25 protein-coding genes are annotated in these 21,659 nt (G+C 39.3%); 8 read left to right on the top strand and 17 right to left on the bottom strand.

Features of this window, described 5'->3' with window-relative positions:
* Nucleotides 1-5 precede the first annotated feature (5 nt).
* Entirely contained in the window at nucleotides 6-1,325 is a 1,320-nt protein-coding gene (locus Q1R07_RS00140; protein WP_300484752.1) for a RagB/SusD family nutrient uptake outer membrane protein, read from the top strand.
* Nucleotides 1,326-1,384: 59 nt separating this feature from the next.
* A complete protein-coding gene (locus tag Q1R07_RS00135; RefSeq protein ID WP_300484749.1) occupies nucleotides 1,385-2,149 on the top strand; it encodes a LytTR family DNA-binding domain-containing protein in 765 nt (254 codons plus the stop codon).
* Nucleotides 2,150-2,167: 18 nt separating this feature from the next.
* Here the strand turns inward: Q1R07_RS00135 and Q1R07_RS00130 are convergent, their stop codons facing one another.
* Both Q1R07_RS00130 and Q1R07_RS00125 read right to left on the bottom strand, forming a co-directional pair.
* Nucleotides 2,168-2,575, bottom strand: a complete 408-nt coding sequence (locus Q1R07_RS00130) for a PH domain-containing protein (protein WP_300484747.1) — start codon at nucleotides 2,573-2,575, stop codon at nucleotides 2,168-2,170.
* A 1-nt stretch (nucleotide 2,576) separates the two neighbouring features.
* Nucleotides 2,577-3,071, bottom strand: a complete 495-nt coding sequence (locus tag Q1R07_RS00125) for a YkgJ family cysteine cluster protein (protein WP_300484744.1) — start codon at nucleotides 3,069-3,071, stop codon at nucleotides 2,577-2,579.
* 59 nt (nucleotides 3,072-3,130) lie between these two features.
* On the opposite strand from Q1R07_RS00125, the gene Q1R07_RS00120 reads away from it, so the two are divergent.
* A complete protein-coding gene (locus Q1R07_RS00120) occupies nucleotides 3,131-3,847 on the top strand; it encodes a class I SAM-dependent methyltransferase (RefSeq protein WP_300484742.1) in 717 nt (238 codons plus the stop codon).
* A 62-nt stretch (nucleotides 3,848-3,909) separates the two neighbouring features.
* Here the strand turns inward: Q1R07_RS00120 and Q1R07_RS00115 are convergent, their stop codons facing one another.
* From Q1R07_RS00115 to Q1R07_RS00075, 9 genes are all read right to left on the bottom strand, one after another.
* The gene (locus tag Q1R07_RS00115) at nucleotides 3,910-4,266 is read right to left on the bottom strand and encodes a DUF2059 domain-containing protein (RefSeq protein WP_300484741.1); all 357 of its coding nucleotides are present in this window, start codon (nucleotides 4,264-4,266) and stop codon (nucleotides 3,910-3,912) included.
* A gap of 90 nt (nucleotides 4,267-4,356) precedes the next feature.
* Nucleotides 4,357-4,989 (bottom strand): 7-carboxy-7-deazaguanine synthase QueE, encoded by a 633-nt coding sequence (locus tag Q1R07_RS00110; RefSeq protein WP_300484739.1) that lies wholly within the window; start codon nucleotides 4,987-4,989, stop codon nucleotides 4,357-4,359.
* Nucleotides 4,990-5,150: 161 nt separating this feature from the next.
* The gene (locus Q1R07_RS00105; protein ID WP_300484738.1) at nucleotides 5,151-6,809 is read right to left on the bottom strand and encodes a tetratricopeptide repeat protein; all 1,659 of its coding nucleotides are present in this window, start codon (nucleotides 6,807-6,809) and stop codon (nucleotides 5,151-5,153) included.
* A 38-nt stretch (nucleotides 6,810-6,847) separates the two neighbouring features.
* A complete protein-coding gene (locus Q1R07_RS00100; RefSeq protein WP_300484737.1) occupies nucleotides 6,848-7,768 on the bottom strand; it encodes a substrate-binding domain-containing protein in 921 nt (306 codons plus the stop codon).
* A 99-nt stretch (nucleotides 7,769-7,867) separates the two neighbouring features.
* Nucleotides 7,868-8,092, bottom strand: a complete 225-nt coding sequence (locus Q1R07_RS00095; RefSeq protein ID WP_300484736.1) for a hypothetical protein — start codon at nucleotides 8,090-8,092, stop codon at nucleotides 7,868-7,870.
* Between the two features lie 9 nt (nucleotides 8,093-8,101).
* Complete coding sequence (locus Q1R07_RS00090; RefSeq protein WP_300484734.1) at nucleotides 8,102-8,926, bottom strand: energy transducer TonB; 825 nt, start codon at nucleotides 8,924-8,926, stop codon at nucleotides 8,102-8,104.
* A gap of 31 nt (nucleotides 8,927-8,957) precedes the next feature.
* Entirely contained in the window at nucleotides 8,958-9,512 is a 555-nt protein-coding gene (locus tag Q1R07_RS00085; RefSeq protein ID WP_300484732.1) for a biopolymer transporter ExbD, read from the bottom strand.
* 20 nt (nucleotides 9,513-9,532) lie between these two features.
* Nucleotides 9,533-10,147 carry a biopolymer transporter ExbD gene (locus Q1R07_RS00080; RefSeq protein ID WP_300484730.1) on the bottom strand — a complete coding sequence of 205 codons (615 nt, stop codon included), beginning with the start codon at nucleotides 10,145-10,147 and terminating at the stop codon, nucleotides 9,533-9,535.
* Between the two features lie 80 nt (nucleotides 10,148-10,227).
* Entirely contained in the window at nucleotides 10,228-11,064 is an 837-nt protein-coding gene (locus Q1R07_RS00075) for a MotA/TolQ/ExbB proton channel family protein (protein ID WP_300484728.1), read from the bottom strand.
* Nucleotides 11,065-11,431: 367 nt separating this feature from the next.
* Here Q1R07_RS00075 and Q1R07_RS00070 point away from each other — a divergent pair, with 367 nt between their 5' ends.
* The 3 genes from Q1R07_RS00070 to Q1R07_RS00060 are packed head-to-tail and all read left to right on the top strand — an operon-like array spanning nucleotide 11,432 to nucleotide 13,690.
* Nucleotides 11,432-12,949 (top strand): helicase HerA-like domain-containing protein, encoded by a 1,518-nt coding sequence (locus Q1R07_RS00070; RefSeq protein WP_300484726.1) that lies wholly within the window; start codon nucleotides 11,432-11,434, stop codon nucleotides 12,947-12,949.
* 3 nt (nucleotides 12,950-12,952) lie between these two features.
* Nucleotides 12,953-13,321 (top strand): DMT family protein, encoded by a 369-nt coding sequence (locus tag Q1R07_RS00065; RefSeq protein ID WP_136403604.1) that lies wholly within the window; start codon nucleotides 12,953-12,955, stop codon nucleotides 13,319-13,321.
* 6 nt (nucleotides 13,322-13,327) lie between these two features.
* Nucleotides 13,328-13,690 (top strand): cupin domain-containing protein, encoded by a 363-nt coding sequence (locus Q1R07_RS00060; RefSeq protein WP_300484721.1) that lies wholly within the window; start codon nucleotides 13,328-13,330, stop codon nucleotides 13,688-13,690.
* 84 nt (nucleotides 13,691-13,774) lie between these two features.
* Here Q1R07_RS00060 and Q1R07_RS00055 read toward each other — a convergent pair whose 3' ends face one another.
* A complete protein-coding gene (locus tag Q1R07_RS00055; protein WP_300484719.1) occupies nucleotides 13,775-15,121 on the bottom strand; it encodes an NAD(P)/FAD-dependent oxidoreductase in 1,347 nt (448 codons plus the stop codon).
* Between the two features lie 222 nt (nucleotides 15,122-15,343).
* On the opposite strand from Q1R07_RS00055, the gene Q1R07_RS00050 reads away from it, so the two are divergent.
* On the top strand, nucleotides 15,344-15,502 hold the full coding sequence (locus Q1R07_RS00050) for a lmo0937 family membrane protein (RefSeq protein WP_300484717.1): 159 nt from the start codon (nucleotides 15,344-15,346) through the stop codon (nucleotides 15,500-15,502).
* 29 nt (nucleotides 15,503-15,531) lie between these two features.
* Here Q1R07_RS00050 and Q1R07_RS00045 read toward each other — a convergent pair whose 3' ends face one another.
* Entirely contained in the window at nucleotides 15,532-16,614 is a 1,083-nt protein-coding gene (locus Q1R07_RS00045; protein WP_300484716.1) for an agmatinase family protein, read from the bottom strand.
* Nucleotides 16,615-16,735: 121 nt separating this feature from the next.
* A complete protein-coding gene (kynU, locus tag Q1R07_RS00040; RefSeq protein ID WP_300484715.1) occupies nucleotides 16,736-18,019 on the bottom strand; it encodes a kynureninase in 1,284 nt (427 codons plus the stop codon).
* Nucleotides 18,020-18,126: 107 nt separating this feature from the next.
* On the opposite strand from kynU, the gene Q1R07_RS00035 reads away from it, so the two are divergent.
* Nucleotides 18,127-18,858, top strand: coding sequence for an SIMPL domain-containing protein (locus Q1R07_RS00035; RefSeq protein ID WP_300484713.1), 732 nt, complete (start codon nucleotides 18,127-18,129; stop codon nucleotides 18,856-18,858).
* Nucleotides 18,859-18,913: 55 nt separating this feature from the next.
* On the opposite strand, the gene queA is transcribed toward Q1R07_RS00035, so the two are convergent.
* The 3 genes from queA to Q1R07_RS00020 form a co-directional block, all read right to left on the bottom strand.
* A complete protein-coding gene (gene queA / locus Q1R07_RS00030; protein ID WP_300484711.1) occupies nucleotides 18,914-19,963 on the bottom strand; it encodes a tRNA preQ1(34) S-adenosylmethionine ribosyltransferase-isomerase QueA in 1,050 nt (349 codons plus the stop codon).
* Nucleotides 19,964-20,050: 87 nt separating this feature from the next.
* The gene (locus tag Q1R07_RS00025; protein ID WP_300484709.1) at nucleotides 20,051-21,283 is read right to left on the bottom strand and encodes a 3-phosphoshikimate 1-carboxyvinyltransferase; all 1,233 of its coding nucleotides are present in this window, start codon (nucleotides 21,281-21,283) and stop codon (nucleotides 20,051-20,053) included.
* A gap of 30 nt (nucleotides 21,284-21,313) precedes the next feature.
* Nucleotides 21,314-21,640 carry a nucleotide pyrophosphohydrolase gene (locus Q1R07_RS00020; protein WP_256552489.1) on the bottom strand — a complete coding sequence of 109 codons (327 nt, stop codon included), beginning with the start codon at nucleotides 21,638-21,640 and terminating at the stop codon, nucleotides 21,314-21,316.
* Between the last annotated feature and the right edge of the window lie 19 nt (nucleotides 21,641-21,659).

Raw genomic sequence — 21,659 nt, 5'->3', positions numbered from 1 at the left:
AGATCATGAAAAAACTATCAAAATATATCATTCTGGCTGTAGCGGCAATCGGAATGACGGGTTGTGATGATTATCTGGATATAAAGCCGGAAGGAAAAGTAATTCCGGAAACACTTCAGGATTTCAGAGCGGTTATGACTCGTGCTTACGGTGTATACCCACAACACAAATCACTGACGACTTTACGTGGTGACGAATTGAGCTTAAACGAGTTTGACGATCAGTTAACGTATATCAAAGATATTTATATCTGGAAAGATGCGAATCCCGATCCGGCTACGACAGGTTTCCAATGGGGACAATTGTATAATGCTGTTTTCTATACCAATGTTGTTATCAACGATGGTAGTTCTAAAATTCCGGCATCCGATGAAAAAAATCAACTATTAGGAGAAGCCCATGCTTTAAGAGCCCTTACCTATTTTGATCTGGTAAACCTTTTTAGCAAACCGTATAATGTAGCCACATCGGGTTCCGATCGCGGCGTTCCGTTGGCATTACAGGTAGACCTTGAACAGGATTTTATTCCGGAAAGCGTAGCAAATATCTACAATCAGATTTTATATGACATTGATCAGGCGAAAGGTTTATTAAATCAGTCGACACAAACTACTGGTTTAAACTATCGTTTTTCGAAAGCGGCTATCTATGCTTTGGAAGCACGCGTGCGTTTGTATCGTAACGAATGGCAAAATGCTTTGGATGCGGCCAATACGGCACTAACTTATAAAAACCAGTTGGTTGATTTGAATACAACCAGCACGCTTCCGAACAAATACAACACCGTTGAATCGGTTATGGCTTTGGAAGATGATTTTATCAACTCGCTAAAAAATGCCTCATTTGCATCAGCCGATTTGATCGGAGCTTTTAATCAAACTGGTGATTTACGTTTCCCGTTATATTTTCAGGCATCAGGCAGTCGTTTCCGATTCCTTAAAGGTGGTGAACAAGAACAGAAATGTACCTTCAGAACTGCGGAACTTTATCTAATCAAAGCGGAAGCACTTGTAAAATCAGGCGATTTGTCACAAGCGAAAGCAACCCTACTGACATTGGCACAGAAACGTTATACACCAGCTGCTTATACGCCATTAGAAACACAGGTTAATGCGATGGCAGCAGATGCTTTTACCAGCTTCCTGTATGAAGAAAGAAGACGGGAATTTACCGTTGAAGGTCACAGATGGTTCGACCTTCGAAGAGTAAACCAAAAACAGATTGTACACCAGCTGGATGGAGAGAATTATACCCTAATTCAAAACGATCCAAGGTATACTATTCCGTATCCGAAAAACGCACAGTTAAATAATCCGAATTTATAATTTCAAGAGGTCCCGGCAATAAACCGGGACTTTTTTTTACTTTTACATAAAAAAGTAAAATGAAGATTGCTATTGTTGAGGATGAACACCTTGCCTCCGGTTATCTGAAAGCCATTTTAGAACGACAGGAGCTCCTTTCGATATCAGACATTACTATTCTCCCCTCCGTAAAAGAGGCCATTGCTTTTTTTAAGGAAAACACCGTTGACCTTGTCTTTATGGATATCCATTTAGGCGACGGTAAAAGTCTTGACATCTTTGAGACGATTTCCATTTCCAGCCCGATCATTTTCGTTACCGCTTATGATGCCTATGCAATCAAAGTGTTTAAACATTTTACGATCGACTATCTCCTTAAACCTTTTGAAGAGGAAGAATTACTGGAAGCGCTTTCCAAATACAAAAAAATAAAAAGTGCTTTCGATATCAACCAAACAGTACAATCGTTGGCAACTATCGAGGATAAAAGTACCGATCCGTATCAAAAACGCTTTCTGGTAAATCACGGTTATCGCTTTATTTCGATCAACGATTCCGATATCAGTTCGTTTATGGGTTCTGGGAAACACCTGTTTATCTTTACAACAAACGGAGCTAGTTTTTTATATGATGATACGATCAAAGATGTTATCGGCAAATTAAATCCGGAGTTTTTCTTTAAAGTAAACCGGAAATATATCTTACACCGTTCGGCGATTAAAGAAGTAATCCGTCATTCCAGTCAAAAAGTGGAAATTGTGGTCGATACGACCATCAAAGACAGTGCTCCGATATTGGTTAGCAAAAACGAAATCAATGCTTTTAAAAAGTGGTTGGATCAATAAAGATGAATACTACTCCAATTAAAGTACAACCTGGATATTCGGGTTAATTTTCAGTAACTGATTTAGAAAAGCATCTCTTTCCTTTGGTGAAATGATCACACTTTTCTTGCCCTGATATTTAATTTCGATACGATCGGTTATCGAATTTGCCGGTGCACTCAGTATACTATCGGTTTTAGATACCGAAACAATATCGGAAATCGCAATTTTTATATGTACCAAAAATCCCGATCGTACCACTAAAGTCGTATCCGTGATGGTATATTTGGTCTGACGCATCAGATAAGCTATAAAAATAGCGACCAGCAAAATTATCAACAAACCGGGCCATGCTCCTTTTGAAATAAAAACCATGCCGGGAATAAGGAGTCCCATACTTAATATCAGTATCACTCCGGAATCTATTTTCGATTGGTAGACGTTCATTTTATAAAGGTAGCTTTTTTTTCATTTCCTCCACTATATTATAAGCAGCCGGACAAATAGCCACATTTTTTAATGTCAGATTGGTGATTTGCTGGAATTTTTTTCGATCCGTATGCGGAAACTCCCGACATGCTTTTGGTCGGACATCATAAATCATACAATAATTCTCCTGATCCAGAAACGTACACGGCACACTTTGCAACACATAATCGTTATCTTCATCAATACGCAGGTACTTTTCGATAAACTGTTGCGGTTTTAATCGAAAGTGTTTGGCAATCCGTTCCACATCGGCCAACGTAAACAAAGGTCCGGTCGTTTTACAGCAATTGGCACATTTCAGACAATCCGTTTTACGGAATTCGGCATCATGCAAATCCTGCATCACATAATCCAGATTCTTGGGCGGCTTCTTTTTCAGCTTATCGAAATACTTTTTGTTTTCGTTATGCTTATCTTTGGCAAGCTTAGGTAGATTTTTTATAACATTGTCCATATCGGAGATCATTCACCTGGCAAATAAACAAATAACCGTTATAAGATACAAACTAAATAATGAAAGACCTTATTGGAAAAGCCATCCTGGATTACCAGACAAACAATGCGCCGGAAGATATTATTACCGAAACATCGCTGACAGAAGCCGACAGTATGTCTGTGGCTTATTTATTCCGCGGTTATGAGGACATGCCCGGCATTGAACAAAAAGCACTACAATTGGCCAAAGGAAAAATATTGGATGTAGGTTGTGGTGCCGGAAGTCATAGTTTGTATTTACAGGAAAAAGGATTGGATATTACAGCAATCGACATATCCGAAAATGCGGTGGAAGCTTGTTTGTTGAGAGGTTTACAAAACGTAACGGTACAGGACGTGATGACATTATCGGATACTATCCAATACGACACTATTTTATTATTGATGAACGGTACCGGTTTATGCGGTAAACTCAATCGTGTGGCTGGCTTTTTACAAAAATTAAAGTCCCTTTTAACGCCAAACGGACAAATCCTGATCGATAGTTCCGATATCATTTATATGTTTGACGAAGATGAAGACGGAGGCAAATGGATCCCGTCGAACATGGAATATTATGGAGAACTGGTTTTCCAAGTGCGCTATAAAGGCCAACAAGAGGATGCTTTTGACTGGGTTTATATCGATTACAACACCTTACAAAATGCGGCACATGCCAATGGCTTGCAATGCGAACTGGTCAAAGAAGGCGAACATTATGACTATCTCGCCCGATTGACACATCTTAAACTATAACATAAAAAAAGAGCCCGAATATGGGCTCTTTTTGTTTTATATTGAAATGAAAAATACCGTTATTATTGCATGTATTTCATCATCATACCTTGTAGTGAACTTCCCCACTCCTGACTAGCAGCCATGTTTTTCTCGGCGATTACACCTGCTTTTTCAGTCATTTTTTTACCTACCGGTGTTTCATAGAATTTCAAGATCTGCTTGATATCGTCATGAGAATACTCTTCCATATATACTTTAGCGATTTTATCGTATAAAGACGGTAAAGATGCATCAAACTCAACTAGGAAAGCAGTTTGCTTTTCTTTTGGAATCATTTTCAGAATCTGGTCTTTAGCCAATTTCATCTGACTAGCCGAACCGGTTACTTCAATTACCTTTAATACATCTTTTTTGAAGGCCTCATTAGTCTGTGCCATACCGATTTGCGCTGCAAGTACCAAGGCAAATGTTAAAACTATTTTTTTCATCGTTTTTTAATTAATTATAGAGGATAAATATAATCCTTTTTATGGAATATTCAAATATTTATGCGTCTGCAGCGAAACCCTCCATTTTGGATTATTCATAACATAATCGACGATCAAAGGGGTCATTTCTTCTTTTTTACTCCACTCCGGTTGCAGGAATAATATGGCCTTGTCGTTTACTTTGGCAGCCTGCTCTTCGGCGAACAAAAAGTCGTGTTTATTATGAATAATCATCTTTAATTCATGCGCCTGCGCATATACATCCTCCTGAGGCAATTTTGTCTTTTTTGGAGACAAACAAATCCAATCCCAGGTTCCGGATAGCGAATAGGCTCCCGAAGTCTCAATATGAACTCTAAGATCTTGCGCTTTTAATTTTGCGGTTAACGGCTCCATGTTCCAGGTTAACGGTTCCCCACCGGTAATCACAACGGTTTCTGCATATTTTTTGGCATTTGCTACAATCAGATCCGTTTCGGTTGGCGGATGCAATTCTGCATTCCAGCTTTCTTTTACATCGCACCAGTGGCACCCTACGTCACAACCGCCTATTCGGATAAAATAAGCCGCCGTTCCGGTGTGATATCCTTCACCCTGAATGGTGTAAAATTCCTCCATTAAAGGCAACATCTCGCCTTTTTCTACCGCTAATTGAATTTCTTTTTTCAGCATTTTTTTCTAAAATAGTCTGCAAAGATACGGATTTTGCGTTTTTATCGCTCTAAAACATAAAAAGCTTATTCAGAATTAACTAAAGTTTATCAGTTGACCGAAACACAAAATAAAAAGCCGATGAAAATTCATCGGCTTTTGCTAGATAACAACGGTTGTTATTACAATTTTTTCAAGGTATCGGTAGCGTATTTGTTACCCGGTTCCAATACTAATAATTCCTTAAGATTTTCTATAGCTTTGGCTTTTTCACCATTGTTGGCATAGTATGCTCCAACATACGTATAGGCTTCGATCAGGTTGTTTTTAGCTTTTTCCGTTTCGCCTTTTTCTTTTACAATTTTAACATATTGCTCGTATGACGAAACCATTACTTTTTTAGATTCCGGCGTATCCATCACACGGTTAACTTTGGCTTTGTATAAGTGCGCATCCTGAGTGGTTGGCGAAGCTGCAATTACATTTGTAAAGGCTGCATCTGCTTTTACCAACTCCTCTTTTGGAGATGTTTTCTCATCATAATCAAAGTATAATGCATATCCTAAATAGAAGTTATCATACAGGAAGTTTTTCGATTTTTGGTTTTTAACAGCCACTTCGAAGATTTTTCCAGCTTCTCTATAGAATTTCTCTTTGAAAAGTTTTAATCCGATTTCGTTTAATTCTGTAGCGATCACAGGGTCTTTTTCAACTCCTTTGTTGATTTCTTCTATCCCTTGGTCGAACATTACTTTTTCGTATTTTCCATCAGCACCTTTAGACAAGGCGATTTTAGCCAAACCTAAATACAGGTAATCTCTTGCGATAATTTTTTTAGCTTCAACTTTAGAAATATATTCATTTAAAGCTTTCACACTTTCCTGGTGATTTCCATTTTCGTGAGCCGAGTATCCTAAATAACGTAAGATTCTAGGGTTTACTTTGTCTAACTGTTGCATTTTTTTGGCTTCAGCTTCCAAAGCTTTGTAATCTTTTGCCAAAATCAGGAAGTCAGCGTGACGCATACGAGACTCTAACGAATAATCGGTTAAGCTCATATATTTCTCATAGTACTCCAATGCTTTTTTCACATAAGCATTATAGTTTGACGTTTCGCTTGCACCCCAGTGGTAATACGTTTCCGCTAATTCTCTGTAAACCGGACCGTAATTAGGGTTGGTTGCCACGATTTCGTTGAATGATTTTACCGCTTCCGGGAATGCTTTTGCATTTTTGGTGATAACCGCCAATTTGATTTTAGCCATCAACAAGGTATTATCATAATCGTATGCATTACGATACGCGCTATACGCTTCGTTTGTGTTACGCTCTCCATAATACGCATCACCCAGACTTAAATAAGCCTGTGCCGATTTTGGATCAACAACCAAAACTTTTTTCAGGTTTTCGACTGCTTTTTTATAATCAGGTCTTTCCGATTTTGTATAGGCTCTACCGATTAATAAAAATTCTTCGGTATCTTTCTTTTTAATATCTTTTGTTGCTTTGGCAAAATTGGCTTCCGCCCCAAAACCATCACCGTTATCCAGGTTAATTTCTCCTAGTCCGATATAGTTGATTGCTCCTTTATCTTTGGCTACGATACCTTTTTCAAAGAAGATTTTTGCCGAGTCGGTCGCTTGTTCGTTAAGATATAAATCTCCAAGATAGAAAAAGTTTCTACCATTATTTGGATCCGACGCTACTAACGATTTTAAGATCTTTTTCGCTTTTTCATACTGCTCTGCATCAACTGCTTTTTTCGCCTGCTCCAAATCCTGTGCAAAAGTGGCTGTACCAATCACAGACAGTAACAAACTAAAAACTTTTACATTCTTCATTTTTATAGTCTTATTTATTATTATTTGGTTTTCTAAATTTAATTACGCACCTGAATTTCCCTTGTTGGCATGATTGCCGGTACCAATCCGGATTTCAGCATAATGCGTTGGCCTTTCTGTCCTGCAACAAAAGAGGCAAACCCCATGCCTAAACCGGTTGTTCCCTGAAAATTTAACATATAAAGTTTTCGGGTAATCGGGTAATCTCCAGTTGCAATGTTGTTTTGTGTTGGTTTAAAGAACTTATTATTCTTAAGTTTATTGTTATTTACCCCTAAAACTTTAACATTTAAAACGGCATTTTGTAGTTCCCGTGGCGTTTGTAACAACCAGTTCACTCCAACAACACCAACCGCATCGGTATGGGTTGCAATATAATTGAGCAGTTCTCCATTCGATTTTAGTGAAAAAACGCCGTTTGCAGGCAATTCTTTTGCTCCGGCAAAGTCTTTTAGGGTTCGAACCGTACTGGAATTGGCATTATCGAATACCAGATTTTTGATTTTTGTAGATTTTTTCCCCAACATCACCGACACAATTTCCTCAGTTGTAATAGTCGAATCGGCCTGTTTGGCATTTACGATAAAAGCCACGGCATCGGTTCCGATTTCGGTAATACGGGGGATAATTTGTTTGCTTCTGAAATTTTTCAATTCCAGTGAATCCAATGTTCGGGGTAAAACGACAATCTCGGATTTATTCTGATACACGGATTGTAGTATTTCGGTTTCCGTTTTTTGTTCCAGTGTTAATTTCGCCCGATCGTATTCGTTTTCAAAAAGTATGGCTTCATCATCTATAATGGGGAAAATGGTTTCTTCAACCAGAACGGTTGCTTTACCAGATACCGGAGTTTCTTCGACATCCTCGGTCGCAGCTTCTGATTTTTTACATCCCATCTGAATCGCAAGCAAGCTAATCCCGAAAAGCAATCCCAATCTAAAAATATTCTTTTTCATAAAGAAAATCAACTCAATTTCGAATAAGGTTTAGCTACAAAGTTAGTCCTTTTTTACTAGTATCGAAATTGAAGTTGCTAAATTAAAGTTATAATTTACTTAATTATCATCCTGTTGCAACAACCGGACAAAACGAATCCCGGCATAAACAATCAGTATCACGGCTAATATAACCCTATTCCTGTACGGTAGCTCAACCGGCATCGATTTCCAGATGATCAGTGTTGCAGCCATAAAAAGATATAAACTCAGGAAGACAAGTCCTAAAACAAACAGAAATCGCTGTTTAGGCGATTTCTGTCTAAATTTTTGAAATATATTCATAGAAAATAATTATTCTCCTACTTGAATAGTAATTGGTAAGTTATACGCTACACGAACAGCTCTACCGTTCTGAACTCCCGGTTTCCACTTAGGAGCGTTTTGTAACATACGAATTGCTTCTTTACCCATTCCGTATCCCGGATCTCTCAGAACTTTAATATCGGTTAAGCTACCGTCTTTTTCTACTACGAAACCAACAATAACTCGCAATACTTTCACTCCTTCGTCTACCTCCGGTGATCTAAAGTTTTTCTGAACGTATTTGTTGAATCCGGCCATACCTCCTGGGAATTCCGGCGCCACTTCTACGGCCATATATACTTTGTTCGGGTTTTCTTCAACGATATCAGAACCTTTTGGTCCTTCTCCGGATGGTTTATCGATATTGATATCCCCGGCTTCTTTATCCCCTTTGATATTCTTTTGTCCAGGGTCGGCCGTTTCCAGGTCTTTTACCGTTGGCGGATCTTCATCACGAACCAATTTTTTATCCACAACCTTTGGTGGTGGGAATTTCACCTGATCGTTAATCGATTTCGGCGGTTCCGGCGGTGGTGGTGGTAATACCGGTTCATCTTTTGGTGGTGGTGGTAACAAAGCCGTCTCGATCACCTTGTCCAGCTTCTCCTCTTTTTTGCTACTAAGTGTATCGGAAAGATATCTTGTAACCAAAGGAGCGCTAACCGCAGAACCGAACAACAAAATTCCGATAGCCAGAGCTCTTGTTGTGGTCTTAGGGTTTTCTGAACGCAACTGATATGCTCCGTAAGCCTTGTTTCGGCCTTCGAAAACCATATCAATCCACCCTTTTTTAAATATGTTTAATCTTGACATAATTTCGTTTTTTAAAATTAGCTCAAAGGAATTAATTCATTCCCTCTTTGTCTAACATTTTAAGTTCATCAGGTGTAATATCCACGATAGCGTAAGTCGGTACCGATGTGATAGCCATTTCATCTAAAATATCCACTAAATTTTTATAGTTGGAATCTTTAGTCGGCTTGATTACTACAATAAGACCTTTCTTCGGATCAGCACCATAAATTCCTTTTACTTTCTCGATCTGATCTAAGATTACCTTACGAATACCATCTTTCCCAAAACCAGCTACTGTTGGTCCTTCAAGAGGAGACAAAGGCTGACCTTTGAACCATAAGATCTTATTATCTTTTCCAATCAAAATCGTTAACGAACGATCGTCAGGAACAGTTAACTCAACAGGATCCTTTTTATCTGGATCTTTATCCGGCATCGCCAAATTCATTGACTGAGGTTTAGACAACGAAGTCGTTAACATAAAGAAAGTAATCAATAAGAATGCCAAATCCACCATCGCTGTCAAATCGACACCGGCGTCTTGTTTTTTACTTCTTACTTTCTTGCCTTTACCGTCACCGCCGCCTGTATTTAATTCTGCCATTTCTACAGTTTCTTTTTAAATTAAAAATCTTCGCTTCTCAAACCGGTAACCAAGAAAAACTTGTTTACTTTCTGTTTCTGTAGAATATCAATTACCTTTTTCACAGTAGGATATTCTTCTTTCGCATCTCCTTTGATAGCAATCTTAAGCTCGGCAGTGTTTAACTCTTTTGTCGCCAAACGGGCTGCAAGTAACCACTCTCTTAATTGATTGTCGGTTGAATCATACGGAATACCTGGCTGAAGACCTTCTTTATTACGTTCTTCTCCGGTTAAAGCTAATAATTGCTTTAAACTACCAACTGGCACTCCAAATCCATCTACAAGAGAGAATTGTTTTTTCTCCTTGTCTGAAAATTCTATATTGTATTTTTCACCTATCTTTTCCAAAGTCAGAATTCTGATATCCTTACCAACTACGCCGAAGAATACTTTTCCTTTACCTACGGTGATGGTTGCCAAATCGGAATCCGGCAATTTTGTTTGTACCGTAGAAGCAGGCGTATCTACCGGAAGTGGCTCAGGAAGCTTTGCTGTAGATGTCATTACAAAGAAAGACAAGAGTAGGAACGCCACGTCACACATCGCGGTCATGTCGATCCTAGTGCTCTTCTTTTTCATTTTTGCTTTAGCCATTCTCTATTAGAATTATAATTGCAGTCAAAACAATTGACCTTTTAACTGCAACTGATTATTAAATTAACTCTTTTACTCAATTATGCGTTGTTACGCGCTTTGAAACGTCTGTAAGTTTGCGTAATTGCAAAACCAGCCTCGTCGATAGAGTAAGTTAATTTATCAATCTTAGATGTAAAGATGTTGTAAGAGATAATCGCTAAAGTAGACGTACCGATACCAGTAGCCGTGTTGATAAGTGCTTCAGAGATACCTGTTGCTAATGCCGCCTGATCCGGTGCACCTGCTGCAGCTAATCCAGAGAACGCTTTAATCATACCCGATACCGTTCCTAATAGACCCATTAACGTACCGATAGATACTAAAGTCGCGATAATTGTTAAGTTTTTCTCTAACATTGGCATTTCCAATGAAGTAGCTTCTTCGATTTCTTTTTGGATTGTCTCAGTAGCTTTCTCACTGTCAAATCCTTCTTTTTTAACCTCTTGGTATTTAGTTAAACCAGCTCTAACTACGTTAGCAACTGAACCTTTTTGCGTATCACACTCAGCGATAGCTTCTTCGATTTTACCTTGGTTGATTAACCCTTGTACATTTTTAACGAAAGCTTCAACATTTCCTTTACCAGCTGCTTTAGAGATAACGAAGAAACGCTCGATTGAAAATACTACAGTCATCAAAAACAATCCCATTAACACTGGAACGATATATCCACCTTTGAAAACCATTCCTAGATAGTTTCCTGGTAGTGGATGACCATTCGGATCACCGTTAACAAAGTTAGATGGATGACCCATTACGAATTTCCAAATCAAAATTCCGATTACAATACAGATTACAATAGCTAAACCTGCAAATAAACTTGATCCGTTAGAGCTAGCTCCCTTCCCAACATTTTCGTTAGATACTTTTGTCATTTTTTTTTAATTTTTAGTTTTTTGATTTTATTATAACTACCTTCTTACAAAATGAATATTTTCGTCTTATAAGATTCGCAAATTTATGTTTTTAGAGTAAATAAAAAAATAAAAAGCATTTTTTTTAAGCACACACAACAAATTATTTAACAATGAGTATACTTTTCTTTTTAAATTCCCGAACAACTATTAACATAACTTTAAATTAATAACGCTTTATTGTTACTATTATTCTTTTAGTATCGTTATCTTTTGCAGTTTTTTATAATAAAGCCGTAATTTCATCATCATAAAGCCATAAACAGGAACAAAATGGTTTTGTATATTTGTAATAAGTCAATTTCGTAATACTATTGCTACAATCAACATGACAGCTACTAAATTTTCAGAATCCATACGTACAGGATACGACTGTAAAGGAGAACATATTATACTGGGAGGTGCCCTTCTAAACGGTGAAGCCGTTCCGGATACGCTGATAAAAATCCCATTAAAAACCATCAACCGTCACGGATTGATAGCCGGTGCTACCGGTACCGGAAAAACAAAAACCATACAGGTACTTTCCGAACAATTATCTCAAAACGGAATCCCCGTAGTGATGATGGATATCAAAGGCGATTTTAGCGGTGTGGCCATGCCCGGCGAAGTAAAACCTTTTATTACCGAACGCCATGAAAAAATGGGAATCCCCTACGAAACCAAAGCGTTTCCGGTAGAGCTGCTAACCTTATCCAAACAAGACGGTGTTCGTTTACGGGCTACGGTTTCCGAATTCGGACCGGTACTATTTTCCCGTATTCTGGATTTAAACGATACCCAAAGCGGTGTGGTTTCCGTTATTTTTAAATATTGTGATGATCATCAAATACCGTTGTTGGATCTGAAAGATTTTAAAAAGTTACTGCAATATGCCACGGAAGAAGGTAAAGCCGAATTCGAAAAAGAATACGGACGAATTTCGACTTCCTCTACGGGTTCCATTCTGCGAAAAATCATCGAATTGGAACAACAAGGTGCCGATATTTTCTTTGGTGAATTATCATTTGAAATCAACGATCTGATGCGTATCGACAGTAACGGAAATGGCTATATCAACATCATCCGACTTACCGACATACAGGATAAGCCCAAGCTTTTTTCCACTTTTATGCTTTGCTTGTTAGCCGAAATCTACAGTCAGATGCCGGAACAAGGCGATAGCGGACGTCCGGAGCTTGTTATCTTTATAGACGAAGCCCATCTGATATTTGATCAGGCCAGCAAGGCCTTATTGGATCAGATTGAAACCATCGTAAAATTAATCCGTTCCAAAGGAATTGGTATCTACTTTATCACCCAAAATCCAACGGATGTTCCAAATGGCGTTTTGGCGCAATTGGGTCTTAAAATACAACATGCGTTGCGTGCTTTTACCGCCAACGACCGAAAAGCAATCAAAATGACCGCTGAAAACTATCCGTTATCCGAGTTTTACAAAACCGATGAAGTAATCACGCAATTGGGAATTGGAGAAGCTTTGGTCACCGCTTTAAACGAAAAAGGAATTCCAACACCATTGGCCGCCTGTATGATGCGCGCACCGATGAGTCGTATGGACATTCTGACTCAAAGTGAGATCGATACGATCAACAACAATTCGAAGCTGGTTAAAAAATACGAGGAAACTATCGATCGTGAAAGCGCCTACGAAATCCTAAACAAAAAAATCGAAACCGCTCAGGAAGTCGCCGCTCAGGAACAACAACGCAAGACCGAAGCAAAAGAAGCGCAGCGTTCGGAACCGCGTCAAAGTTCGGCCATGAATCCTATTGTAAAAGTACTAACAAGTGCCACTTTTATACGAGGTGCTTTTGGCATCCTTTCCAAAATACTCAACAAATAATACATGAAAGGTTATCTAACTATAGGATTACTAATCCTTTCCAATATTTTTATGACACTGGCCTGGTATGGTCATTTAAAATTTAAAGAATTAAAATGGTTTGAAAATGCCGGATTGATCACTATTGTATTGATCAGTTGGGGATTGGCGCTTTTTGAATATATGTTTCAGGTTCCGGCCAACAAAATTGGTTTTCAGGGTAACGGTGGACCGTTTAGTCTGATGCAATTAAAAGTGATTCAGGAAGTCATCACACTTGTTATATTCGTGATTTTCTCCCTACTCTTCTTTAAAAACGAAACGTTCCGCTGGAACCATGCCGTAGGTTTTTGCTTCCTGATTCTGGCCGTATATTTTATCTTTAAAAAATAACCGATTATGAAAAAATATCAAATCCAAAACACACCGTTTATAGTCCCTACGACCGACGGCAAACATATTGAGGAACATCACGGTAAAATCGCCACCGGCAATACCGAAATTTCGATTGCCCGTATGATCGCACCGCCACATTGGAGTGAACCTTTCCAAACACCCGAATTTGACGAATATACCTATATCATTAAAGGCAAAAAACAATTTATCATCGAAGGCGACACGATTGTTCTGGAAGCCGGTCAATCGATCCGAATTGAAAAAAATGCCCGGATACAATATTCCAATCCGTTTGACGAACCCTGCGAATACCTTTCGGTTTGTTTACCCGCTTTTACAATCGAAGCGGTACATCGCGAAGACTAATAAAGCCACACCTGACAGGTTTTAAAAACCTGTCAGGTGTAATCCAACAAAAAGGGTTGCTTTACCAGAGCAACCCTTTTTATATTACGACTGTTGTAACAGTTCTAAAATTTTCTTTTCGACTTCGTCCGTTTCCCATTGGGTATCGATGCCCGGAATTTTCATGATCTCTTCCATGATAGCATTCTGATGATTTCCAATCGCCAATGCTTCCGAATACGGTCGGTAGCTAAACGTTACCCGATCGTATAACGGCAACCATTTTTCCGGATGCTTTAACGCAAACCACTTTTCGATTTTCTTTTGTAGTAGGAATTTTTCATCGGCCGTTTTCGTACTCATTTCCATAAAATTACGGTACGACAATTCTGCAATCGCATCGGCATTTGGCTTACGGATTACCTGATATTCTTTAAAAATAGTCTCCCAATCGTCACCAAACTGTTCCATCAATCCGGCTAAACAGGTAATATCTTCAAAACCGGCATTCATCCCTTGTCCGTAAAACGGTACAATGGCATGCGCCGCATCTCCGATTAACGCTACCTTATCCTCATATGTCCACGGATAACATCGCATCGTTACCAACGAACTGGTCGGGTTTTTAAAGAAATCATTAACCAACTCTGGGATTACCTGTAAGGTATCCGGGAAGTATTGTTGGAAAAATCCTTCTACCGCTTCCCTATCGTGTAACGCTTCAAAGGAATTCTCCCCTTCAAATGGCATAAATAAAGTACAGGTAAAGCTTCCGTCCATATTGGGTAAAGCGATCAGCATAAAAGCACCACGCGGCCATATATGAAACGAATTTTTATCGAGTTTATGCGTCCTGTCCGGATTGGCGGGTATATTAAGTTCTTTATAACCGGTGTCGAGAAAATCCTGAGAATAATCAAAACGGTTTTGGCGTTGCATTCGGTGGCGCACTCTCGAAAAAGCACCATCGGCACCGAAAACTTTATCGTATTTCAGTTCTTCCCAGGCTCCTTTTTCGGTTTCACCGATATGAAGTGTCGCATCGGCCAGCGTTACATCCCAGATTTTCTTTTCAAAAAAGAATTCCACGCCTACTTCCTCAGCAAGTGTTAACATCAAACGGTTTAATCCGCCTCTGGAAATGGAATAAATACTTTCTCCGTCGATTCCGTAGGGTTGATACGCCAGCTCTTTATCTACTAAGTGTATCGCTCTTTTATCCATCGGAATAGCTACTTCCCGAATCCGATCTCCTATTCCTGCGCCATCCAGTGCTTTCCAACCTCTGTGTGACATCGCCAAATTGATTGATCGGCCGGAAAAGGCTATTTTCCGAACATCCGGACTTCTATCATAAACGTGAACAACATGTCCCGCTTTTCTCAGATATATCCCCAATAATGTTCCTACCAAGCCAGAGCCAACAATGGCTATACGTTGCTGCGTTTGCATGAAATCTGTTGTAAATAATTGGCGTAAAAATACTTAATAAATAAAGAACGACAGCCGTTTTATACTGATTTTATTATAATTTTCACTTTTGCCAAAAGCCCTAATTCCAGCCTTTCTCGAAATCTTTTAAAAAATAACAAGAACCTTAATTTTTTATTAAATTTTAAACATTTCCAAATAAATAGTATTATTTTTAAGATAACAACTTAAAAACTATTTATTATGAAAGATTTAGTCTGGTTAATTGTAGTTATCTTACTACTGGGATGGCTGGTTGGTTATTTCGGTTTCCGGGAAGCTGTTGGCAGTTTCATTCATATTTTATTAATACTGGCCATAATTGGTATTTTATACCGATTGGCAACCGGTAAAAAACTATAAAAACAAAAAATCCCCGAATGGGGATTTTTTTATCGATTGAATTTTATTTTCTGTCCGACGTTTAGTTTTTGCGATTTGGCCAGTACACCACACATGTGGAATAACATTCTTGCGCCAACATTTCCGTCCCAGTCATCATCGCCCGGAGCTACTTCCACCAGGTCAAACCCTATGATTTCCTTGTTGGTTTCCGCCAATCGGCTTAATAAATAAGCAGCTTGTTCAAACGAGAACCCTCCCGGTACCGGTGTTCCCGTATTCGGGCAATACCATGGATACATTCCGTCGATATCAAAAGAAATACACACTTTTTCCGGTAAGGATGCGATAATATCGTCACATTGTTGCGACCATGTTTTTCCTTCAAACGTTTCCGCTTTCAAGTCCATATCGGTATGCACCAATACCCGGCTTCCTTCTTTTTGAGCCACTTCCACTTCCTGTTCGCAGAAATCGCGGATTCCAACCTGAACAATTTTAGAAACCTGCGGAATTTGCAAGGTGTTATACATAATCGAAGCATGCGAATAGGTAAACCCTTCGTAGGCAATTCTCAAATCCATATGTGCATCCAGGTGTAAAATACCAAAACTTTCGTGTTGTGATGCCAATGCTTCATAGTATCCTAACGGCGTACTGTGATCTCCACCAAGTAAGGCTACTTTTTTCCCTTGTTTCATCCAATGCAAAACACGGTCTTTCACTTCGTTTTTCAGGTCTTTACACACCTTATTAATCTTATCCAGATCGGATTGTAATGCCGGGAACGTTGCGATATCTTCACCTGCTTCCAACGCTTCGATAATCGGTTGTGCCAGACTTTTATATTTTTCGGAATTCTTCGCCCAGTGCTCCGGGGCTTCATCCATATATATTCCTAATTTCCACAATTCCGGAAACTCCTGATGTTGTAAATCCACCTGAAAAGAAGCATCCAAAATGGCCTCCGGACCTTCTGAAGCACCAGCTCCGTAGCTCACAGTAACTTCCCACGGCACCGGTACAATTATAATCTCACTTTCTTCGGCAGTAAAGGGTAATCCAAATACACTTGCATCGGCCAATCCCGGTTGTGACGGATCAAAACTTTCTATTTTTTGCTGTTTGTTCATTTTACTTTTTATAATGGTACGTTTACAACTAATGTGTACAAAGATAGTAGCATTAGCAGAATTCAGAAAAAATATTCCCAAAAAAAAGACCGGCAATTTCCGGTCTTTTTAGATTTTATAGCTATTTGCTTTTATTCAAAATTCCTTCGCGTAAAATCTGTCCGAATTCATACATATCTTCAAACGAACAATAGAACGGTACCGGAGCCAAACGGATCACATTGGGTTCCCGCCAATCGGTAATGACTCCATTTTTCATCAGATAATCAAAAAGCGCTCTTCCTTCACCGTGTAAAAACACCGACAACTGACACGCTCTTTGCGTCGGATCAGAAGGTGTGATTACTTCGAATTCACTATCCACTTCTTTATCCACTTCCTGAAGAACAAACTCCAGATAAGCGGTTAACAAATCTCTTTTTTCGATTAGCTTGTCCATTCCCACTTCGGCAAACATTTCTACAGAAGCCAGATAAGGCGCCAGTGACAACACCGGTAAGTTACTGATTTGCCATCCATCGGCACCGCGAACCGGATCGAATTGCGGCTCCATTTTAAAACGACGCTCTTTATTATGTCCCCACCATCCGGCAAAACGTGGCAAGCTGGTATCGTTATGATGCATTTCGTGGATAAAACAACCGGAAGCATTTCCCGGTCCGGAATTCATATATTTATAACTACACCAAGCCGCAAAATCGACATTCCAGTCGTGTAACTGTAATTTAATATTTCCGGCTGCATGCGCCAGATCCCAACCTACATAAGCACCATATTTATGACCGGCTTCGGTTATCGTTTTCATATCAAAAACCTGTCCGGTATAATAATTCACACCACCAATCAACACCAAAGCCAACTCGTCGCCTACCTCATCGATCTTAGCCAACACATCTTCCAAACGGATATTGTGTTCGCCTTCTCTACGTTTGATTTCTACGATAGTATCTTTCGGATCCAGGCCATGAAAATGCACCTGACTTTGGAACATATATTGATCACTTGGAAACGCTTTTTCTTCACAAATGATTTTATATTTTTTGGCTGTTGGTCGGTAAAACGTAACCATCAGCAAATGTAAATTCACCGTTAGGGTATTCATGACCGTTACCTCGCTTGGTTTTGCTCCCACCACCGTACTTAAAGGCGCAGCAAAACGCTCGTGGTAATCCCACCAGGGTTTATCTGCATAAAAATGACCTTCTACCGCCAGATTACCCCAATCGTCCATGATTTCATCCACATAGGCTTTGGTTCTTTTGGGTTGTAATCCCAAAGAATTACCGGTAAAATAGATTACCTGTTTTCCATTTACCTTTGGAAAAATAAATTCGCTTCGATACTTTGCCAACACATCTTTTTCATCCAGCTGTCTCGCAAATTCACGTGTATTTTGAAATGTCATTGTTTGTTGTTTTGGTTTTGCGTAAAAATAAGAAAAAATAAATTTTTGCGTTTGTTAATACAATACCGATATTTCATACATTTATAACAATTAAATATTTTTTAGTGATGAAAAACAATGTTAATTCCCTTATCATAGGAGTAGCCGTTGTTCTGGCAGCTTTCCTATTTTCCAACGCCTTTAAAAACAGAAATCAAAGCAACGACACGATTAGTGTAACCGGGCTTGGTAAGAAAGATTTTGTATCGGATCTGATTGTATGGAGCAGTTCTTTTTCCAAAAAGAATATGAACCTGAAAGAGGCTTATGCGGCACTCGACAAAGATCGCGAGATCATTAAATCGTATCTGATTTCGAAAGGAATTCCGGAAAATAATATTGTTTTTTCGGCAGTTAACATAAATAAGGATTTCGAATATACTTATGATGGCAACGGTAATACGCGCCAACAGATTTTTACCGGTTTTTCACTTTCCCAGAATGTACAAATCGAAAGTAAGGAAGTTGATAAAGTGGAAGGCATTTCCCGCGAGGTGACCGAATTGATTAATTCCGGGGTGGAATTGTATTCCAATCCACCGGAATATTATTATACCAAACTGGCGGAACTAAAACTGGAAATGATTGCCGAAGCGACCAAAGACGCCAATGCCCGCGCACAGAAGATTGCCGAAAATGCCGATGCCAAACTGGGCAATCTGAAAAAATCGGATATGGGTGTTTTCCAAATCATCGCGCAAAACTCATCGGAAGAATATTCCTGGGGTGGTTCGTTTAATACGGCTTCCAAAAAGAAAACCGCTAACATTACCATGAAACTGGTATATCAGGTTCGATAGTCCCTATAAAGTCATAAAAAAAGCGTTCCGAGGAACGCTTTTTTATTTTATTAACTTACAGGATTAACATCGCATCACCGTAAGAATAGAATTTGTATTTTTCTTTAACCGCCTCTTCGTAGGCTTTTTTCATTAAATCGTGACCACAGAAAGCCGAGATCATCATCAATAATGTTGATTTTGGCGTATGGAAATTGGTGATCATACAATCAGCTACGCTAAAGTCGTAAGGTGGGAAAATAAATTTATTTGTCCATCCTTCGTACGGGTTTAGTGTTTTGGCAGACGAAACCGAACTTTCCATCGCACGCATAGTCGTTGTTCCGACAGCACATACTTTTCTCTTGTTCTGTTTTGCTTTATTTACAATATCACAAGCTTCTTCGGTAATACGCAATTCTTCCGAATCCATTTTGTGTTTGGATAAATCTTCCACCTCAACCGGGTTAAATGTTCCCAAACCTACGTGTAACGTAATTTCAGCAAAATTGATCCCTTTGATTTCCAAACGCTTCATCAAGTGTTTGGAGAAGTGTAATCCGGCAGTTGGCGCTGCTACGGCACCTTCTTCTTTGGCATAGATGGTTTGATAACGCTCTGCATCTTCCGGCGTTACGGCACGGTTGATGTATTTCGGAATCGGCGTTTCACCCAATTCCAACAATTTTGCTCTGAATTCCTCGTAAGAACCATCGTAAAGGAAACGAAGTGTTCTTCCTCTGGAAGTTGTATTATCGATAACTTCCGCTACTAACGAATCGTCATCACCGAAATATAATTTATTACCAATACGGATTTTACGAGCCGGATCTACCAATACATCCCACAAACGTTGTTCCGCATTTAATTCTCGTAACAAAAACACCTCAATTCTCGCTCCCGTCTTTTCTTTATTTCCATATAGACGAGCCGGAAAAACCTTGGTATTATTCAGCACCATTACATCACCTTCTTCAAAATAATCCAGGATATCTTTAAAAAGTTTATGTTCGATGGTTTGCGTTTTTCTGTTGACAACCATCAAACGCGCTTCGTCTCTGTTTTCAGCAGGAAACTCTGCAAGCAATTCAGCCGGCAAATTGAAATTAAAATGAGATAACTTCATTGTACAAATTTTAAATTGAGTGCAAATATACTATCGTGAAACAGGGGTTGTCAAGTGTTTTAAGTTTTATTTTTCAAAACCCTTATTTTACAGCACTTGTTCCGCTATCCGGAAACCGATTTTGCGAAGATCGTCCCAAAAACCGGGATAGGATTTGGAAACCACTTCGGCTTCATTAATGATCAATGATGTCTTTATTGCCAATGGTGCAAAAGCCATAGCCATCCGATGATCCTGATAGGTTTGTATTACTACATCCGACTTTATTACTTCGGAGGCTTCCAAGGTCAGGCTATCGTCGGTTATCGTTATAATGGCTCCGAGTTTGGTCAATTCGTTTTGCAACGCCACAAGACGGTCGGTTTCTTTTATTTTGAGGGTATGCAATCCGGTAAGATGACAGGCTTTATGTAGTCCGAAGCAACTCACCGCTATGGTTTGTGCGATATCCGGTGTATTCTTCAAATCGAACGTGACCTGTTCCTGATTGGTTATTGCTATTTTTCGCAGGGTAACGTTATCCTCTTTAAAAATGGATTCCACACCAAAATGGCGGTAAATTGCCACTAAATCACTATCACCCTGAAAACTGTTTTCTTTATAACTGGATAAAGTAATTTCCGTTCCAACCGGCGCCATCGCTACTATGGAATAATAATAGGATGCCGAACTCCAATCGCTTTCCACTGTAATACTTTTTGATTCCATTACAGATTTTGGACGAATCGTGATACGATTGCCTTCAAAAGTTGTTTCGACTCCAATTTCCTGCAACAATGATAACGTCATTTGGATATACGGAATGGAGGTTAGTTCACCTTCGAGAATAAGTTCCAAACCATTTTCAAGACGTGGTGCTATTAAAAGTAAGGCCGAAATATACTGACTGCTTACATTGGCTTGCAAGCTTACTTTCGATTCCGTGAGTTTTTTTCCGGAAATCCGAATCGGCGGATATCCTTCATTTTTTTCATATTCAATCACAGCGCCCAATTGCCGTAATGCATCCACCAAAATGGAAATGGGTCTTTCCTGCATACGCGACGATCCGGTGAGTACGATTTCACGTCCTTCCTGAGTTGCGAAAAAGGCGGTCAGGAAGCGCATAGCGGTACCAGCATGATGAATATCAATCACAGATTCCTCCGACTGTAGCGCTTTTGTCATCATCAAACTGTCATCTGAATTAGACACATTGTTCAATTTCAGATTGGGATACAGTGCCTGAAGCAACAACAAACGATTTGTTTCGCTTTTGGACCCTGTAATAGCAATTTGGGATTTGAGGTTTACGTCAGATAGTTGGAGTTGTAGATCCATAATTTTATAGCGCGCTATAAGGCGTTGTATTTATTTTAATTTTTCGTTGTTGTGATGGCGGTCGTGATCCCTTTTGGTTTTCAGATCCATTTTTTTATCGAACGCCGCCTGTAAATCCACGCCCGTTTGGTTGGCCAGACATAAAACCACAAAAACCACATCGGCCAGTTCTTCGCCCAGGTCTTTGTTTTTATCGCTTTCCTTTTCGGATTGCTCGCCATAACGACGTGCGATGATCCGTGCCACTTCGCCTACTTCTTCGGTTAACTGTGCCATATTGGTCAGTTCGTTAAAATAGCGAACCCCGTGGTTTTTAATCCAGTTATCTACGTCCAGCTGTGCGTTTTTTAAGTCCATTTTTATGCTTTTTTAAGTA

Origin of the sequence: Flavobacterium sp. (genome assembly GCF_030146175.1) — a bacterium.
In the GTDB taxonomy this organism is placed as follows: domain Bacteria; phylum Bacteroidota; class Bacteroidia; order Flavobacteriales; family Flavobacteriaceae; genus Flavobacterium.
This window is presented reverse-complemented; position numbering and strand designations above follow the sequence as displayed.

What these genes read in the sequence shown, in the direction of transcription:
- Q1R07_RS00085 (WP_300484732.1), bottom strand. Translation starts at nt 9,512, where the DNA reads ATGGCAGAATTAAATACAGGCGGCGGTGACGGTAAAGGCAAGAAAGTA.
- Q1R07_RS00135 (WP_300484749.1), top strand. Translation starts at nt 1,385, where the DNA reads ATGAAGATTGCTATTGTTGAGGATGAACACCTTGCCTCCGGTTATCTG.
- Q1R07_RS00125 (WP_300484744.1), bottom strand. Translation starts at nt 3,071, where the DNA reads ATGGACAATGTTATAAAAAATCTACCTAAGCTTGCCAAAGATAAGCAT.
- Q1R07_RS00090 (WP_300484734.1), bottom strand. Translation starts at nt 8,926, where the DNA reads ATGTCAAGATTAAACATATTTAAAAAAGGGTGGATTGATATGGTTTTC.
- Q1R07_RS00095 (WP_300484736.1), bottom strand. Translation starts at nt 8,092, where the DNA reads ATGAATATATTTCAAAAATTTAGACAGAAATCGCCTAAACAGCGATTT.
- Q1R07_RS00100 (WP_300484737.1), bottom strand. Translation starts at nt 7,768, where the DNA reads ATGAAAAAGAATATTTTTAGATTGGGATTGCTTTTCGGGATTAGCTTG.
- Q1R07_RS00020 (WP_256552489.1), bottom strand. Translation starts at nt 21,640, where the DNA reads ATGGACTTAAAAAACGCACAGCTGGACGTAGATAACTGGATTAAAAAC.
- Q1R07_RS00110 (WP_300484739.1), bottom strand. Translation starts at nt 4,989, where the DNA reads ATGCTGAAAAAAGAAATTCAATTAGCGGTAGAAAAAGGCGAGATGTTG.
- queA (WP_300484711.1), bottom strand. Translation starts at nt 19,963, where the DNA reads ATGAAGTTATCTCATTTTAATTTCAATTTGCCGGCTGAATTGCTTGCA.
- Q1R07_RS00115 (WP_300484741.1), bottom strand. Translation starts at nt 4,266, where the DNA reads ATGGCACAGACTAATGAGGCCTTCAAAAAAGATGTATTAAAGGTAATT.
- Q1R07_RS00075 (WP_300484728.1), bottom strand. Translation starts at nt 11,064, where the DNA reads ATGACAAAAGTATCTAACGAAAATGTTGGGAAGGGAGCTAGCTCTAAC.
- Q1R07_RS00080 (WP_300484730.1), bottom strand. Translation starts at nt 10,147, where the DNA reads ATGGCTAAAGCAAAAATGAAAAAGAAGAGCACTAGGATCGACATGACC.
- Q1R07_RS00055 (WP_300484719.1), bottom strand. Translation starts at nt 15,121, where the DNA reads ATGCAAACGCAGCAACGTATAGCCATTGTTGGCTCTGGCTTGGTAGGA.
- Q1R07_RS00060 (WP_300484721.1), top strand. Translation starts at nt 13,328, where the DNA reads ATGAAAAAATATCAAATCCAAAACACACCGTTTATAGTCCCTACGACC.
- Q1R07_RS00065 (WP_136403604.1), top strand. Translation starts at nt 12,953, where the DNA reads ATGAAAGGTTATCTAACTATAGGATTACTAATCCTTTCCAATATTTTT.
- Q1R07_RS00140 (WP_300484752.1), top strand. Translation starts at nt 6, where the DNA reads ATGAAAAAACTATCAAAATATATCATTCTGGCTGTAGCGGCAATCGGA.
- Q1R07_RS00105 (WP_300484738.1), bottom strand. Translation starts at nt 6,809, where the DNA reads ATGAAGAATGTAAAAGTTTTTAGTTTGTTACTGTCTGTGATTGGTACA.
- Q1R07_RS00035 (WP_300484713.1), top strand. Translation starts at nt 18,127, where the DNA reads ATGAAAAACAATGTTAATTCCCTTATCATAGGAGTAGCCGTTGTTCTG.
- Q1R07_RS00130 (WP_300484747.1), bottom strand. Translation starts at nt 2,575, where the DNA reads ATGAACGTCTACCAATCGAAAATAGATTCCGGAGTGATACTGATATTA.
- Q1R07_RS00120 (WP_300484742.1), top strand. Translation starts at nt 3,131, where the DNA reads ATGAAAGACCTTATTGGAAAAGCCATCCTGGATTACCAGACAAACAAT.
- Q1R07_RS00025 (WP_300484709.1), bottom strand. Translation starts at nt 21,283, where the DNA reads ATGGATCTACAACTCCAACTATCTGACGTAAACCTCAAATCCCAAATT.
- Q1R07_RS00050 (WP_300484717.1), top strand. Translation starts at nt 15,344, where the DNA reads ATGAAAGATTTAGTCTGGTTAATTGTAGTTATCTTACTACTGGGATGG.
- kynU (WP_300484715.1), bottom strand. Translation starts at nt 18,019, where the DNA reads ATGACATTTCAAAATACACGTGAATTTGCGAGACAGCTGGATGAAAAA.
- Q1R07_RS00070 (WP_300484726.1), top strand. Translation starts at nt 11,432, where the DNA reads ATGACAGCTACTAAATTTTCAGAATCCATACGTACAGGATACGACTGT.
- Q1R07_RS00045 (WP_300484716.1), bottom strand. Translation starts at nt 16,614, where the DNA reads ATGAACAAACAGCAAAAAATAGAAAGTTTTGATCCGTCACAACCGGGA.